The following is a 15,406-nucleotide window of genomic DNA, read 5'->3' on the forward strand; positions in this document are numbered from 1 at the left end:
CATCCATGGCAGATCTCAACCGCCGCCGGTTCCTCCAGCTCGCCGGTGGCGCCGCCGGGCTGACCATGCTGTCCGACAGCATCGCCCGCGCCGCCGCCATCCCCGCCCAGGGCAGCACCGGCACCATCCAGGACGTCGAGCACATCGTCGTCCTGATGCAGGAGAATCGTTCCTTCGACCACTACTTCGGGGCGCTGAAGGGCGTACGGGGGTTCGGTGACCCCCGCCCCGTCACCCTGCCCAGCGGCACGTCCGTCTGGCACCAGGCCGACGGCGCCGGCAAGGTCACGCTGCCGTTCCGCCCGCCTAGCGACGACCTCGGCATGGAGTTCCTCCAGGGCCTCAACCACGACTGGGCCGGCGGCCAGAAGGCCTTCAACAAGGGCAGGTACGACCAGTGGGTGCCGGCGAAGACCGCCACCACCATGGCGTACCTGACGCGCGACGACATCCCCTTCCACTACGCGCTCGCCGACGCCTTCACCGTCTGCGACGCGTACCACTGCTCCTTCATCGGTTCGACCGACCCCAACCGCTACTACCTGTGGACGGGGCACACCGGCAACGACGGCCTCGGCGGCGGGCCGGTCCTGAACAACGCGGAGGCGGGGTACGGCTGGACGACATACCCCGAACGCCTGGAGGCCGCCGGCGTGTCCTGGAAGGTCTACCAGGACATCGGTGACGGCCTGGACGCCGCCGGCCACTGGGGCTGGATCGATGACGCCTACCGCGGCAACTACGGCGACAACTCGCTGCTGTACTTCAACACCTACCGCGGCGCGAAGCCCGGCGAACCGCTCCACGACAAGGCCCGCACCGGTACGAACGCCAAGGCGGGCGACGGCTACTTCGACCACCTGCGCGCGGACGTCCGGGCCGGCCGGCTCCCGCAGGTCTCGTGGATCGCCGCACCCGAGGCGTTCTCCGAGCACTCCAACTGGCCGTCCAACTACGGCGCCTGGTACATCGCGCAGGTGCTGGACGCGCTCACCTCGAACCCGGACGTCTGGGCCCGTACCGCCCTGTTCATCACCTACGACGAGAACGACGGGTTCTTCGACCACGTGGTGCCGCCCTACGCGCCGTCCGGTGCCGCCGAGGGCCTGTCGACGACCCCCACCGCGCTGGACCACTTCCCCGGCGCGGCGGGGTACGTCGCCGGGCCGTACGGCCTCGGCCCGCGCGTGCCGATGCTGGTGGTCTCGCCCTGGAGCACCGGGGGCTACTCCTGCTCGGAGACCTTCGACCACACCTCCGTGATCCGGTTCATGGAACGCCGCTTCGGGGTCCGCGAGCCCAACATCTCGCCGTGGCGGCGGGCCGTGTGCGGTGACCTGACCTCCGCGTTCGACTTCGCCCGTACGCAGACGGCGCCGGCCGCGCTGCCGCCGACGGCCGGCTACTACCCGCCCGACCGCGAGCGCCACCCGGACTTCCGGCCGACCGCCCCGGCCGTCGGGACGATGCCCCGGCAGGAGCCGGGCAGCAGGCCCACCCGCCCCCTGGCCTACGCCCCGTTCGTCGACGGCGCCGCCGACACCGCGACCGGCAAGTACCGGCTGACGTTCAGCGGCGGCCCGGCCGCGGGCGCACAGTTCCACGTGACCTCGGCGAACCGCACCGACGCGCCCTGGACGTACACGACCGAGGCGGGCACGTCGCTGGCGGACAGCTGGAACACGCGGTACTCGAAGGGCGTGACGGACCTCACCGTGCACGGGCCCAACGGCTTCCTGCGCCGCTTCCGCAACCCGGGCACGACGGCCGGGCCGGAGGTCACGGCACGCCACAACGCAACCACGGGGAACCTCGACCTCACCTTCACCAACGCGGGCACGGGCGAGGCCCGCCTCACCGTCACCAACGCCTACGGTGGCGGGGCCCGTGCGGTCACCGTGCCGAAGGGGGCGACCGTGCGGCACACCGTGGACCTGAGCGGCTGCCGCAACTGGTACGACGTCACCGTCACCGCCGCCACCACCGCGGACTTCGTGCGCCGCCTGGCCGGGCACGTGGAGACGGGCGCCCCCGGGCTCAGCGACCCGGGCATCCTCACGGCCTGACCCTGCGGGGCGGATCAGTCCACCCCGCCGGCCCGCCCGAACCGTTCCACGTGCGCGAGCAATTCGGGCAGGGACCCCGGGAAGCGGCGGATCCTCGAGTACATCGCGATCCAGGGCCCCGGGCGCACCTCACCTGCCGTCCAGCGGGCGAGGAGCGCGGACGTGGCGACGTGCAGGGCGGACCGGCCGCTCCAGGCGGCGCGCCTGACGTCGGCGTGACCGGAGCCCTGGCCGACCCAGGAGGTGAGCACCTCGGCGGGGCGCACCAGCGCCGCGACCTCGTCCGCGTGCAGCAGGCCGCGCTCGATCACCGCGTGGAGGTGGTCGAGCGTCGGCCCGTCCGCGCTCCTGTACGCGACCGGCGCCTCGCGCAGCACGGCCCTGGCCGACTCGGCGCTGTCGCCCAACGGCCCGGTGTCACCCGGCGGTTGCCAGGCGGGCACCCACGGCGGCCGGTGGCGGTTCCCCGCCTGGGCGGCCGGGTCAGCCGGAGCGGCGGGCCGGGGGGCGGGTGGCGGCAGGGGCCGGCCCGGCAGGGCGGGTCGCCCGGTGCGCAGGACGACGGCGACGTCCGGCGGGCAGTCCGGGTGGAGCAGCAGTTCCGTCACGGCGGCGCGCGGGAGCCGCCGTCGCCCGCCGAACCGGGCCGCCGCGACGAGCCGCCAGTCGATGCGGTACGGCTCGCGGAGGATGCCGCCGACCGTGCGGCGGGCCTCCCAGAGCGACGGCTCGCGCACCGAGCGGAGCCGTCGCAGCAGGGCGCCCGTACCGAGCCATCGCTCTTCCACCGTGTCGAGGAACGGCTCCGGCCACGCCTCGGCGCACGCCGCGGCGACGTCGGCGCCGACCGGGTCCAGCGGCCCGGGCAGCGCCGACAGGTCTTCCAGCACCCGCCGTATCCGCGCCGTGCCACCGTGTCGGCGGACGGTCACCCACGCGGCGGCCCACGTCGTCGGTCCCACGTCGCCCCGCGCGTCGCCGCGCCGGTCGACCAGCGCCGCGGCGGCGAGATCGGGGTCACCCGACAGCAGGGCGCGCCGGTGGTGGTCGGCACGGTAGCCGTGGCGGGCCGTCGCCATCACCGCCGGGTCGCGCAGGCGCAGCCGGCACCCGGGCTCGTACTGGAGCCGGGGGTTGCCGGCCAGCCGCCGGTCCACCTCCGGTTCGTCGGCGTCGATGAGGCGGTCCTGGAGGGCACGGTCACCGACGCACCCCGCGAGGGCGACCCGGAGCGGGACACTGCCCCGCTCGATGACGGCGACCGTCAGCTCCGGCGAGGGGTCGCGGGCGATGAAGAGCACGGACGGGTCGACGGTGAGCCACGCCTCCAGGACGGCGGCCCTCTGCTCGTAGGGCAGCAGCGACGCGACACAGTGCAGGTGCCACCTGAGGGTCATCCGCTCGGTCTGCGTCAGCTCCTCCACCTCGTAGGCCTTCTCGCCCTCGTACGCCTGATCCGCACGATCCGCCTGCCGCATTCCCGGTCCTCTTCCCCCTCGTACTCCCTGCGGATCGTCCTGGCCGGCTGGCCGCACCGCAAGCGGATTGCCGTCCCGCGACGGCACCGCGCTACTTCCGGGTGGTGTAGTGGTGCCTGGCCCAGACGGGCAGGACGAGCCACACCAGGATCAGCCGGCCCGCGACGGCGGCGGTCAGCCAGGCGGCGAGCACGTCGTCGACGGCCACGCGCAGCGCGATACATAGGCGCTTCTCGCGGTGGGGACCCTCCAAGCCCGGCGGGCCATCGTTGTGCCCGTCAAGATCACCACGGCCGTCCGCACGGCCGCAGACTTACGGGACGGGGTCGCCGCCTCCATGGTTTCTCGGTCCCGGGCGTCGACCACAGCGCCCCGGTCGAGACCGATGTCCCCTGGCCCGCCGAGGGCGTGTCCGAAGGGCCGAGTGACGCTCCCGCTGGGAACTCATGGCGCGGGACCGTGGGGCGGGGAGACCGCTCGGACGAGGAGTCGGCTGGGCTGGAGCCGCACTCGCCGACGCATCGCGGGCGGGGTGGACGTCGGCAGTGCCACCGTGGGGTCGGGCGTCATCCTCGCCCCACAGCGCCAGGCGCTCACCCTCCCGGCTGCTCTGCCCGACGACGGGGCCTTCGTGCTCGTCCACCGAGCCACCGCTCTTGTCCGTGCCGAGGGTGCCCGGCGGAGCATCGGCTTCGCGGCCGCCGGGCAGTCACACAGTCGCACGCCGCACTGACAATGCCGGGGCGGGCGGCACTCGGCGCCGGCCGTGGGTAGCCGATGACTGGCCGTGGCCGGTTTCCCTCGGGCCCCTTTCAGAGGCTGGCGCCGGCGGGTGATCTACTCGGTGTGCAGCACCGAGGCGATGGTCATCCGGGCCGCCGATCGGGCCGGGACCAGGGCGCCGAGGACCGCTATCGCGACACCCGCCAAGAGCATCGCGGCGAGGTGCGGTGCGTGCCACACGTCCTTCATGGACTCGGGGAAGTCGACCACCCCGACATGGTCCACGACGAGGCGGTGCGCCACGATCCCGAGGGGGATGCCGAGCAACCCGCCGACCGCGCCCAGCCCGGCGACCGAGGTCACCGTCATCACCACCACCTGCCGGGGGGTCATCCCGATCGACTTGAGCATGCCCAGGTCCCGGCGCCGCTCACGGGTGTTCAGGAGGACGGTGTTGAAGACACCGAGCGACGCCACCAGGGTCAACAGCACGGTGAACACCGTGGAGAAGGTGATGACGGTTGCCGTGCCGGCGTTGCCGGAGTCCATCACCGACGCGTGCAGGCCCGGGTCGAGCGTCGCGACCGCCTCGGCGTAGGCGCGCGCGTCGACGTCGGGGGCGAGCCGCACCGTGTACTCGCTGGCGTGGGCATCCGGTGCGAGTCGGGCCAGGGTCTGCCAGGTGGCCTCCAGGGCCCGGGCGTTGCCCTCGATGAGCTGGCCCACGACGGTCGCGGTGATCTTCCTTCCGTTCAGCTCCAACGTGACCCGGTCACCGAGCTTCAGGCCGCGCTGGGTCAGGAAGGCCGGCCCGGCGACGATCTCGCCCGCCGCGGCCGGCGCCCGGCCCTTGACGATCGTGTGGTCGTACAGGGACTCGTCCCCGCGGTAGAAGTCGGCGAAGACGGGCTGGGTCTGCCCGGCCATGTTCGCCTGGGACAGCGCGCGGGCCCGTACCCCCTCCGCACCCGGCAAGGAGCGCAGCCGTTCCTCGATCTGCGGGTCACTGAGCCGGGGCGAGGTCCGGTCGTTGCCCGACCCTCCGGTCGTCACGTGGATCCTGGCGCCTCCGTCCTCCCTCCCCACGTTGCCGTACGCCAGCAAGGTGCTGGTCAGTCCGGTCGACAGGGTCACCGTGGTGACCCCGAGGACGATGGCTGCCATGGCCAGCAGGGTGCGGCCGGGGCGGGCGAACGGCTGGCCCAGACCCAGACTGACCGGGCGCGACAGCCGGGTGGCGCCGAGCATCCGCTGGACGCGCAGCCCGCGCCCGGTCCGCGGCGCGCCACCCGCGCTGATCGCCTGCGAGGCGGGCAGCCGGTGGGCTCGCAGGGCGGGGACCAGCGCGGCCAGCAGGACGAGTGCGGGCATGCCCACGAGGCAGGCCACGGACAGCCACGGACTGATGTCCCCGACCGAGGCCCGGCCCACGTCGATGCCGGCAAACGCGACCTTCAGGATCGGCCCGGCCAGTGCGTTGCCGGCCAGCGTGCCCAGCACACAGCCCACCACGGCCGGTACGGAGAGCATCATCAGGTAGACGGCGACAACCTGGTTGGGGGTGTAGCCCAGGGCCTTGAGCACCCCGATGTGCCGGTGCCCGGAGACGACCGCCCCGCTGACCACGTTGCCGACGATCAGGATGGAGACGAGCAGGCCGAGGATGCCGAAGAGCGTCATGAACGGGAGGTAGGAGTCGGCCAGCGCGGAGAAGGCCTGCTTGAGCGTGAGGTACGTCTGTGCGCCGGTCAGCGCTTCCTTGGGCAGTTCCGTGGTGGCCCGTGCCAGCGCGGCGCTCAGCTGGGCCTCCGTCGAAGAGTCCGTGAAGCGGTAGAGCATTTGGGCGGACGTCGGGTGCAGTGCGGCCATCTGCTCGGGCGAGACCCAGGCGCTTGCCGACTTGCTCATGCTTGCGGCGAATCCGACGACGGTCAGCGTCACTCCGCCGGGCGTCTTCAGCTTGGTGCCGAGGAGCGCGGTGCCGGGAGAGCCCTGGGCGGACCAGTTGACGACGATCTCGGCGGGCGCGGTGGCCCAGTGGCCCTCAAGCAGCTCGATCCGGTCGACGGGGCCCGCCGGGTCGGCCCGGCCCACCACGGTGAGGGTGCCGCCCGCCATCCAGAGCCAGTCCTTGGGGATGTCGACGACCGCCTGCCCGAACGGTCCGGCCGCGGCCTCCACCCCGGGCTGCCTGGCGGTCCGTGCCAGCTGCTCCTGCGACACCTTCGTGGTGTCGAAAGCCGCCACCGTGTGGGCGCCGCGCTGTTCGGCGTAGGCCTTGTCGAAGGGGCTCGAGGCGGCGCTCAGCAGCGCCAGGGCGAGCAGGACGGTCGTGGTGGAGCAGAGCACGACAAGTCCGATCACGAAGGTCTGGAGCCGACGGCGCTTGACGGCCGCGCGCGAGGCGGTCCATACGGCACTCACGCGGTGGCCTCCAGTGTGCTTTCGCGGGCGACCCGGCCGTCGGCGACTTCGATCAGCCGGCTGGCGCAGCGGGTGGCCAGCTGCGGGTCGTGGGTGACGATCAGCAGGGTTTGGCCGATCTGGTTGAGGTCGATCAGCAGGTCCATGACCTGCTCGCCCGATCGGCTGTCAAGGGCGCCGGTCGGCTCGTCGGCCAGGAGCAGGGCCGGACGGTTCATCAAGGACCGTGCGACGGCGACGCGTTGGCGCTCGCCGCCGCTGAGCGTGGCCGGATAGTTGTTCCGGCGCTCGGCGACACCGAGTTCGTCCAGGAGCTCCAGGGCTCGGCGGCGTGCCTGCCGGGCCGGGGTGCCGGTCAGCTGCGCTGCCAGCGCGACGTTGTCCAGGACGGGCAGGTCGTCGATGAGGTTGAAGAACTGGAAGATCATGCCGATGTTGCGCCGCCGGAACAGTGCCAGGCCGGTCTCGTTCAGCTTCCCCACGTCGTGGCCCTGCACTTCGACTGTGCCCGAAGTCGGCCGGTCCAGTCCGGCCACCATGTTGAGCAAGGTGGACTTGCCGCAGCCGGAGGGGCCCATCACGGCGACCGCGTCGCCCGCCCGGATCTCCAGCGAGAGTCCGTCCAGGGCCTTCGCGTCGCCGTACTCCTTGTGCACGCCGTCCAGCCGCACCACTATGGGCCGCGCACTGCCGTGATCAGTTGTCATGGCTCGAACCTAGGTCCAGGCCGATGACGGGGCGTCACCCCCTCGATGTATCCGCCCGGACAGGTCATCCTCGGGATGTACGGAAGTTGCATCCGGGTGCCGATGCGGGCCGCGTGGTGCACCTGCGAAGATGATCCGGTGGGGGGATTCGGGATGATCTGGCTGGCCACCGCCCTGGCGGTGGCAGTTGGTGCCGCCGGGTTGCTGGGCGCGGTCGCGGTGCGGGCGCGGCGGCTGCACCGCGCGGCCATTGGGGAGCGCGGCTGGCTCCTCGAACGGGAGCGCGAGAGCGCGACGCGGACCGCGGTCGACGCCGAGCGGGCCAGGATCGCGGCCGAGCTCCACGACATCGTCAGCCACAACGTGAGCCTGATGGTGGTTCAGGCAGGCGCCGCTCGTGAGGTGCTGGCCACGATGCCCGAGGAGGCCGCGGCGGCGATGAGCGCCGTCGAGACTGCCGGGCGCAACACGATGACTGAGCTGCGGCACCTGCTCGGCCTGCTCGCACCCGCGCAGAACGGCGAGGACGAGCCCTACGACGTCGACCTGTCGCCGCAGCCGAGCCTGAGCCGCCTCGGCCCGCTGGTCGACCGGATCGCCTTCGCCGGCCTGCCCGTCGAGATGCGCATCTCGGGTGAGCCGCGCCCGCTGCCGACCGGGATCGACGTCACCGCCTACCGCATCATCCAGGAGGGCCTGATCAACGCGCTCAAACACGGCGACGGGGGGAAGGCCGAGGTGACGGTGCGGTACGCGGGCCAGTACCTGCGCGTCGAGGTTCTGAACAGCGGACCGAGCGTCCTGTCGGGCGGCGCGCCCACGCCCAAGGAGCCGGGACAGGGCCGGGCGGCCGGAACGGGACGCGGGCTGCTCGGCCTGCGGGAGCGGGTCGCGGTCTACGGCGGCGATCTGGACGCCCGCCGCCGCCTTGGCGGCGGCTACCGTGTCCGCGCCCGGATCCCGCTGGACCGCCCGTGACCACGCACACCGAGCCCGGCCCACGGGTCGTGATCGCCGACGACCAGGAGCTGGTCCGTACCGGCTTCCGCCTGATCCTGACCGCCCGGGGCATCGACGTGGTGGGCGAAGCCGGTGACGGGGCCGAGGCCGTGACCGCCGTGCGGCGGCTGCGGCCCGACGTCGTACTCATGGACATCCGGATGCCCGGAATGGACGGCCTGGAAGCTGCCCGCCGCATCCTCGCGCAGGCCCCGACCTGCCGAGTGATCATGCTGACCACCTTCGACCTCGACCACTACGTCTACGCCGCCCTCGCCGCCGGAGCCAGCGGATTCCTGCTCAAGGACGTCACCCCCGCGCATCTGGCCGCCGCCGTACGCCTGGTCGACACCGGTGACGCCCTGCTCGCACCCTCGATCACCCGCCGCCTGGTGGAGCGCTTCGCCCCCAGCGCCCCCAGAACCGGATCGGGCCTCGCGACCCCGGCCGTCCACCGAGACCTGGCCGCACTGACACCGCGCGAGCGCGAAGTGCTGACGCTCATGGGCCGGGGGCTATCCAATAGCGAACTGGCGCAGGAACTGACGCTCAGTGAGGCGACAGTGAAGACCCACGTGGCCCGGATCTTCGCCAAACTGACCCTGCGCGACCGGGCCCAGGCCGTCGTCCTCGCCTACGAGACGGGACTCGTCTCACCGGGCGGATCCGCTGCCGAGCGCCCGTGACAGCGACGTCACGCATGAATCATCCAGAGGGCGCAGTGTGACGCGACCGCGCCCAGCGAGGCGGCGGCGTCGCATCCGGCGCAGGCCACGGCGCCGGGGCGGCACAGCGCGTGCCAGGTCGCCGAACTGATCAAGGCCGAGCAGGCCGGCGAGACCATCGCCGAGTCCGCCCCAGGACCACCGGCGCGGTAGACCTGCTTCCCTGGGACGTCACCTCAACGGGTGAGGTGACGTCGGATGAACGGTGCCGCTCCCAGGACGAGTGCGGCGAAGACGGACAGTCGTTGCAGGCCTGGCTGAGCGCCGAGGGTGCTTTCCTGGAGGCCGTAGACCGCGTACCAGTTGGCGGCGAGGTCGGTCGCCATGATGGCCGAGGCGAGGTCGATCCCTCGGCGTTTACCCCTTATCAAGAGCACGGCGGCGAGCGTGTCGAACAGCGCCAGCGACGACCAGTAGAGGTTGAGCCACCCTGGTGCCCAGTCGTACGGGTGCAGACCGTGGCCGAGGAGGTCGGTCACGTGTGAGGAAGCACCGACGAAGAGCAATACGGTTGCGATGACGCAGGCCGAAATGACCGCACAGCGCGGGGTGTAATGCATCCATCCGGTCATGCTGTGGATCGTCCCACCTGCGGTTGTCACTCGTCAGGCTGTCGGTCTGCGGTAGCGGACGGGGGCTGGGGGCGGCTGCGATCCCGGCCGAGGCCTGGAAGTGCTCGGCCTTGCGCTCGTAGCGGCGGTGCAGGGGGCGGCAGCCGCCCGGCCAGGACATCGTGCAGCGATGCCGGCCCAGCCTCGTGGAGGATTCGACGCCGCTTCGGACGATGCGGGAAGGTCACATGATCCGCCGGACAGAACCTAGGCCAGGGCGATGCGGGCGGTGATGCGCTTGCCGACCGGTTCCTGCCGGATGTGCAGGTCCTCGGCGATGGCCTTCACGATCTCCAGTCCGTGCTGACCGATCCTGCCGGGATCGGCGGCCCGGGCCTCCGGAGCGGTGGGGTCGCTGTCCCAGACGATGACGTCCACGGTTGCGTCCGTGATGCGCAGCTGCATCAGGATCGGGCCCGGGGCGTATTTGCGGGCGTTGGTCACCAGCTCGCTGACCACCAGCTGCGTCAGGTCTCTCGCGCGCGCGGAGACGGCCGCGACACGTGCGGTGTCGGCCTTGTCGAGAAACGCGGTGGCATGATGGCGCGCTTCGGCGATGCAGCCGTCGTCGCCGCCCAGCGAGTACTCGACCTGCATCAGGTTGTCGTTCGGCACAGCACAGTCGTCACCTTCAGCCTCGTTCACCACAGCATTGCCCTCTACCCCCGTTCCCACGCGCGCGCCTACCCGGCGCCGCGTCACGTATGCAATGTGTGCCCTGCGGCACAGCGAACCGGATGAATATGACAGGAGCGGTAGGGCAGAATCGACCGGACAACCCTGCCCAAGGCGAGCGTAACCAGAGTTGAGGAGACGGTGACCGACACTCACGGAGCACAGCGGCCAGGCCGGCTCTCCATCGACCGCTCATCCGTCAACGGCGTTCGTGTCGTCGCCCTCCGGGGCGAGATCGACCACGACGTCAAGGACGTGCTCAGCACGGCCCTGCTGCCCCGGGACGGTCAGGACGGCGCGCGGCTGGTGGTGGATCTCAGCGGTGTCACCTTCATGGACTCCAGCGGGATCAACGTCTTCATCGCCGCCCACCGGGCCCAGGCCGGCCCGCCGGGCCGGCTCCGGTTCGCCGGGGTGCGGGAACCCGTCCTGAGGATCATCGAGATCGTCGGCCTGGACAGCCTCATTCCCTGTCACCCGACGGTCGAGGAAGCGGTACTCGCCTGAGTCCGTCCGGCGCCCCGGGCTCGCCCGGGCTGTCACTTAGGATCATGCCTCCTCGCGTGCCCGGACGGCAGCGCGGAAAAACGCGCGGTCGAGACGGCGTCCTTCCGCCCGGCCCGACCGCGCGCCCCCCGCGTCACGTCAACCGCCGGCGGTCCGGGCCTGTGACGTGTGGTGCACGCGGCCGGAACCCGCGCCGCGTGCACCACACGCACTCCCCGCCTCCCCCGGCGTACGCGTCCTCAGCCGGTGACGTCGATCCTGCCGTCGTCGGACGTCCTGCCGGCGGGCGTGGAGCCGCTGTCCCCGCCCTTGCCCGTGACGCCCTGCAGCATCTTCGCCAGGTCGACTCCGGTGGCGGCGTTGAGCAGTTCGATGCCCTGAGTGACGTTGTTGGCGACGGTTCGCGGCAGCTGACCGGCGCCGTCGGTGGAGATGACGGTCAGCTTGTCGATCGCGCCGAGCGGCTCCGCGGCCTTGCCGACGACCTGGGGCAGGATCTCGACCAGCATCTGGAGCACCGCGGCTTCCCCGTACTGGGCGAAGGCGTCCGCCTTCTTGCGCATGGCCTCGGCCTCGGCGCCACCCTTCGCGGCGATGGCGGCGGCCTCCGCCTCGCCCTCGATGCGTACGGCGTCCGCGAGCGCCGCACGGTGGGCCTTCTCGCCCTCACCGGTCAGGCGGGCGCGCTGCGCCTCGGCCTCGGCCTCCTTGACCTGGGCGATACGGCGGGCCTCGGCTTCCTGCTCGGCCTGGTAGCGGGCGGCGTCGGCGGGCTTGCGGACCCGGGTGTCGAGTTCGCGGTCGGTGAGCGCGGCCTGCCGCTCGGCGACCTTCTCCTGCTGGCTGAGGATCTCCTGCTGGCGGTCCGCCTCGGCGAGCGGGCCGGCGGCGGCCGCCTTCGCGGCTGCCTCGTCGGTCTCGGCCTTGATCTCGGCCTGCTTGAGCGCGAACGTCCGCTGGGCAATGGCGATTTCCTCCTCCGCCTTCAGCCGCGCCTGCTCCGAGGCCCGCCGGGCGACGGCCTCGGCTATGTCGGCCTCCTGCTTGGCGCGTGCCGCCTCGGGTCGGCCGAGGTCCTCGAGGTAGGAGCCCTCGGTGGTGATGTCCTGGATCTGGAAGGCGTCGAGCACCAGGCCCTGACCGGACAGGCTCGCCTCGGCCTCCTCCGCGACCTGGCCCGCGAACGCCGCCCGGTCACGGATGATGTCCTCCACCGACATCCGGCCGACGATGGACCGCAGCGCACCGGACAGGACTTCCTGGGTGAACCCGACGATGCCGTCCTGCTGCATCAGGAAGCGCTGGGCGGCGGCGCGGATGGAGTCCTCGGTGCCTCCGACCTTGACGATCGCCACGCCCTCCAGGTTGGCCTTCACACCTCGCAGGGTGACCGCGCCGCGCACCGCGACGGGGATGTGCCGGGAGGAGAGGTCGAGCGTGAACTTCTGCTGGACGAACGGCACGACGAACACGCCACCGCCGACGACGACCTTCTGACCGCTGTTGTCGGTGAAGACCCGGCCGGTCTCGGGGTCGGTGGACTTCTTGCCGCGGCGGCCGGTGATGATGAACGCCTCGCTGGGTCCGGCCACCTTGTAGCGCGTGATGACGACGAGGGCGAGCAGCACGATCAGAACGACGATGCCCACCACGGCGGTGAGTACAGGGCTCATACGGTATCCCTTGCTGAGTTGCTGGCTTGCTGGCTAACTGGATTGCTGGGTTGCTCGCGCCCGGGGGCGTCAGCGGGTGACGGGCCTGACCGAGACGGAGGTGGAGGACAGGACCGCGTCGACCCAGACCTCGGTTCCGCGGGGTACGGGGGTGTCGCTCTTCGCGGCGTACTTGACGGGCTGACCGCCGAGGCGGAGCAACACCTCGCCGTAGCCCGACGCGGGGATGGCGGTGACCACCGAACCGGAGGTGCCCACGAGGTCGTCGCCGCGTGGTGTCGCATCGGTGCGGCCACGTATGAGGGACGTGCTGAACCGCCAGGTCAACCAGCCCGCCCCGGTGCCCGCCAGGACGCCGGCACCGGTCGCGGCCACGGCCCCCGCACCGGTGGCCCCGAGCACGATCGCACCGGTGAAGCCCAGCATCGACAGGAAGCCCGCGATCACGGGCAGTGACAGCACTCCGTCCAGTCCGCCGCCGAGCCCGTCGAACAGCCCCTCCAGGAACCCGTCGAGAAGCAGTGCCAGGACCAGCAGGACGAGCCCTGCGATACCGAGGCCGAGAAACCATCCCATGATGCGCTATTCCTCACCGTTGACGGGCGTCGTGCGTCGTGCGTCGGGCGTGCGTCGGACGGTGGCTCCGTCCCCGGGAAGTGGGCGCGTGGCGCGCGCCGCTGGTGGTTCGTCGGGTGCCGGTGACTCCGTCGGCGGTGCACGCCGTGGTGGAGGAGGGAGGGCGGAGAGCGGCGTTCCTGCCGCAGGCCCCGAGGACGACAACGCGACGAGCTGCGCGGCCCCGAAAACAGCAAGGAGCACCATGGAAGACCTCCGGCCGACAAAGACACGTGTCCTGCATCGCCGACCAGGCTTCCCGGCACTCCGCTGACGACCTTACACGTTCCATACGACCTGTTGACAGGTACCGCACATGGTTGTCCGCCGTCGGGCGGGGCGGTGTGGCCTTCCGGCGGGGGCCGTTGGCGGTCCGTCCGCGGGGACGCCTCGGGCACGCGCTCGCGGAGAGTGACGTCGAAGTCTTCGGCGCGGTCGACGGGACGCGCAGCTGGAGTGGGCGGAGGGGACGACCGAGCCGGTCACCTCGTACGGGCGGATCGTACGCAAGGGTAAAGTTGCACCTCCGACGCCCGGCGCCGCCGCCTGCCCCCGTGACGCTCCGCATCCGGACGTGACTCCGCGCACCGCCGCGCGGGCCGGTCCCGCGGCGTCCCCGTGCCCTCCCACGCTTCCCCGGTCCGAGGACGGGGGCGCCCGAGTACGACAGGTTCCTGATCCGTTGTCTTCCGCCGTAGCCACCACCGCCGCCCGCCTGCGCGACCTGAAGCCCGGTTGGCTGCACGATCCGAAGGTCTGGCGCACCGAGGTACTGGCCGGTCTGGTCGTGGCCCTGGCGCTGATCCCGGAGGCGATCTCGTTCTCGGTCATCGCCGGTGTGGCACCGGCGGTCGGGCTGTTCGCCTCGTTCACGATGGCCGTGGTGATCTCGATCGTCGGCGGTCGGCGCGCGATGATTTCCGCCGCGACCGGGGCCGTGGCCCTGGTGATCGCCCCGCTCCAGCGTGAGCACGGGTTCGGCCACCTGGTCGCCGCCGTCATCCTGGCGGGCGTCTTCCAGATCGCGCTGGGTGCGCTCGGTGTCGCGAAGTTGATGCGGTTCATCCCGCGTTCGGTGATGGTCGGCTTCGTTAACTCCCTCGCCATCCTGGTCTTCATGGCCCAGGTGCCGGAGATGCACGACGTTCCGTGGCCCGTGTATCCACTGATGGCGGGCGGGCTCGCGTTGATGGTGTTCTTCCCGAAGGTCTCGACCGCGGTCCCGGCCCCGCTGGTCTCCGTCGTCATCCTCACCGTCATCACGGTCGCGGCGGGGATCGCCGTGCCGACCGTGGGCGACAAGGGCGCGCTGCCGTCCTCGCTGCCGGTTCCCGGCCTGCCGGACGTGCCGTTCACCCTGGAGACGCTGACCATCATCGCGCCGTACGCCTTCGCGATGGCACTGGTCGGGCTGATGGAATCGCTGATGACGGCGAAGCTGGTCGACGACATCACCGACACCCGCTCGTCCAAGACGCGTGAGTCGGTCGGGCAGGGCGTGGCCAACATCGTCACGGGTTTCCTCGGCGGTATGGGCGGCTGCGCGGTGATCGGCCAGACGATGATCAACGTGAAGGTGTCCGGCGCCCGCACCCGCCTGTCGACGTTCCTGGCCGGTGTGTTCCTGATGGTGCTCTGCATCGCCTTCGGGCCGGTCGTCTCCGACATCCCGATGGCCGCCCTGGTCGCGGTGATGGTGATGGTGTGCTTCGCCACGTTCGACTGGCACTCCGTCGCGCCGAAGACCCTGAAGCGGATGCCCGCCGGGGAGATCACCGTCATGGCCGTCACCGTCGTGTGCGTGGTCGCCACCCACAACCTCGCCGTCGGCGTCGTCACCGGCTCGGTCACCGCCATGGTCATCTTCGCCAGGCGCGTCGCCCACCTCGCCGACGTCACCGCCGTGACCGACCCTGACGGCACGGCGGTGGTCTACCGGGTCACCGGTGAGCTGTTCTTCGCGTCCTCCAACGATCTCGTCGGCCGGTTCGACTACGCGGGCGACCCGGACAAGGTCGTGATCGACCTCGGCGAGGCACACATCTGGGACGCGTCCTCCGTCGCCGCGCTCGACGCCATCGAGACCAAGTACGCCCAGCGCGGCAAGACCGTCGAGATCACCGGCCTCAACCGACCCAGTGCCCACCTGCACGGCAAGCTCAGCGGCGAACTCACCGGCGGCCACTGATCCGCTGCCAGTCCG

General features: G+C 71.5%; 13 protein-coding genes. 6 read left to right on the forward strand and 7 right to left on the reverse strand.

Annotated elements, in window-relative coordinates:
- The first annotated feature begins 5 nt into the window (after nucleotides 1-5).
- Nucleotides 6-2,066, forward strand: a complete 2,061-nt coding sequence (locus EIZ62_RS02590) for a phosphocholine-specific phospholipase C (protein WP_156691090.1) — start codon at nucleotides 6-8, stop codon at nucleotides 2,064-2,066.
- Between the two features lie 14 nt (nucleotides 2,067-2,080).
- On the opposite strand, the gene EIZ62_RS02595 is transcribed toward EIZ62_RS02590, so the two are convergent.
- Nucleotides 2,081-3,544 carry a hypothetical protein gene (locus tag EIZ62_RS02595; RefSeq protein WP_156691091.1) on the reverse strand — a complete coding sequence of 488 codons (1,464 nt, stop codon included), beginning with the start codon at nucleotides 3,542-3,544 and terminating at the stop codon, nucleotides 2,081-2,083.
- A gap of 532 nt (nucleotides 3,545-4,076) precedes the next feature.
- Here EIZ62_RS02595 and EIZ62_RS02600 point away from each other — a divergent pair.
- Nucleotides 4,077-4,277 carry a hypothetical protein gene (locus EIZ62_RS02600; protein WP_156691092.1) on the forward strand — a complete coding sequence of 67 codons (201 nt, stop codon included), beginning with the start codon at nucleotides 4,077-4,079 and terminating at the stop codon, nucleotides 4,275-4,277.
- 104 nt (nucleotides 4,278-4,381) lie between these two features.
- Here EIZ62_RS02600 and EIZ62_RS02605 read toward each other — a convergent pair whose 3' ends face one another.
- Both EIZ62_RS02605 and EIZ62_RS02610 read right to left on the reverse strand, forming a co-directional pair.
- On the reverse strand, nucleotides 4,382-6,691 hold the full coding sequence (locus tag EIZ62_RS02605; protein ID WP_156691093.1) for an FtsX-like permease family protein: 2,310 nt from the start codon (nucleotides 6,689-6,691) through the stop codon (nucleotides 4,382-4,384).
- On the reverse strand, nucleotides 6,688-7,398 hold the full coding sequence (locus EIZ62_RS02610; protein WP_156691094.1) for an ABC transporter ATP-binding protein: 711 nt from the start codon (nucleotides 7,396-7,398) through the stop codon (nucleotides 6,688-6,690). Before EIZ62_RS02610 ends, EIZ62_RS02605 begins: the two co-directional genes overlap by 4 nt.
- A gap of 153 nt (nucleotides 7,399-7,551) precedes the next feature.
- Here EIZ62_RS02610 and EIZ62_RS02615 point away from each other — a divergent pair, with 153 nt between their 5' ends.
- Together EIZ62_RS02615 and EIZ62_RS02620 are read left to right on the forward strand one after the other, a co-directional pair.
- Nucleotides 7,552-8,376 carry a sensor histidine kinase gene (locus tag EIZ62_RS02615; protein WP_156691095.1) on the forward strand — a complete coding sequence of 275 codons (825 nt, stop codon included), beginning with the start codon at nucleotides 7,552-7,554 and terminating at the stop codon, nucleotides 8,374-8,376.
- Entirely contained in the window at nucleotides 8,373-9,083 is a 711-nt protein-coding gene (locus EIZ62_RS02620; protein ID WP_156691096.1) for a response regulator, read from the forward strand. Before EIZ62_RS02615 ends, EIZ62_RS02620 begins: the two co-directional genes overlap by 4 nt.
- A 215-nt stretch (nucleotides 9,084-9,298) precedes the next feature.
- Here the strand turns inward: EIZ62_RS02620 and EIZ62_RS02625 are convergent, their stop codons facing one another.
- On the reverse strand, nucleotides 9,299-9,694 hold the full coding sequence (locus EIZ62_RS02625) for a hypothetical protein (protein WP_244375385.1): 396 nt from the start codon (nucleotides 9,692-9,694) through the stop codon (nucleotides 9,299-9,301).
- Between the two features lie 246 nt (nucleotides 9,695-9,940).
- Nucleotides 9,941-10,330: an ATP-binding protein gene (locus EIZ62_RS02630; RefSeq protein ID WP_156696164.1), complete on the reverse strand. Its 390-nt coding sequence runs from the start codon at nucleotides 10,328-10,330 to the stop codon at nucleotides 9,941-9,943.
- Between the two features lie 219 nt (nucleotides 10,331-10,549).
- Here EIZ62_RS02630 and EIZ62_RS02635 point away from each other — a divergent pair, with 219 nt between their 5' ends.
- The gene (locus tag EIZ62_RS02635; protein WP_156691097.1) at nucleotides 10,550-10,915 is read left to right on the forward strand and encodes an STAS domain-containing protein; all 366 of its coding nucleotides are present in this window, start codon (nucleotides 10,550-10,552) and stop codon (nucleotides 10,913-10,915) included.
- 239 nt (nucleotides 10,916-11,154) lie between these two features.
- On the opposite strand, the gene EIZ62_RS02640 is transcribed toward EIZ62_RS02635, so the two are convergent.
- Complete coding sequence (locus EIZ62_RS02640; RefSeq protein WP_156691098.1) at nucleotides 11,155-12,588, reverse strand: flotillin family protein; 1,434 nt, start codon at nucleotides 12,586-12,588, stop codon at nucleotides 11,155-11,157.
- A 69-nt stretch (nucleotides 12,589-12,657) separates the two neighbouring features.
- Entirely contained in the window at nucleotides 12,658-13,164 is a 507-nt protein-coding gene (locus EIZ62_RS02645; protein ID WP_156691099.1) for a hypothetical protein, read from the reverse strand.
- A gap of 721 nt (nucleotides 13,165-13,885) precedes the next feature.
- On the opposite strand from EIZ62_RS02645, the gene EIZ62_RS02650 reads away from it, so the two are divergent.
- Entirely contained in the window at nucleotides 13,886-15,391 is a 1,506-nt protein-coding gene (locus EIZ62_RS02650) for a SulP family inorganic anion transporter (protein ID WP_156691100.1), read from the forward strand.
- Nucleotides 15,392-15,406: the final 15 nt, after the last annotated feature.

Origin of the sequence: Streptomyces ficellus, assembly GCF_009739905.1 — a bacterium.
GTDB classification, from domain to species: domain Bacteria; phylum Actinomycetota; class Actinomycetes; order Streptomycetales; family Streptomycetaceae; genus Streptomyces; species Streptomyces ficellus_A.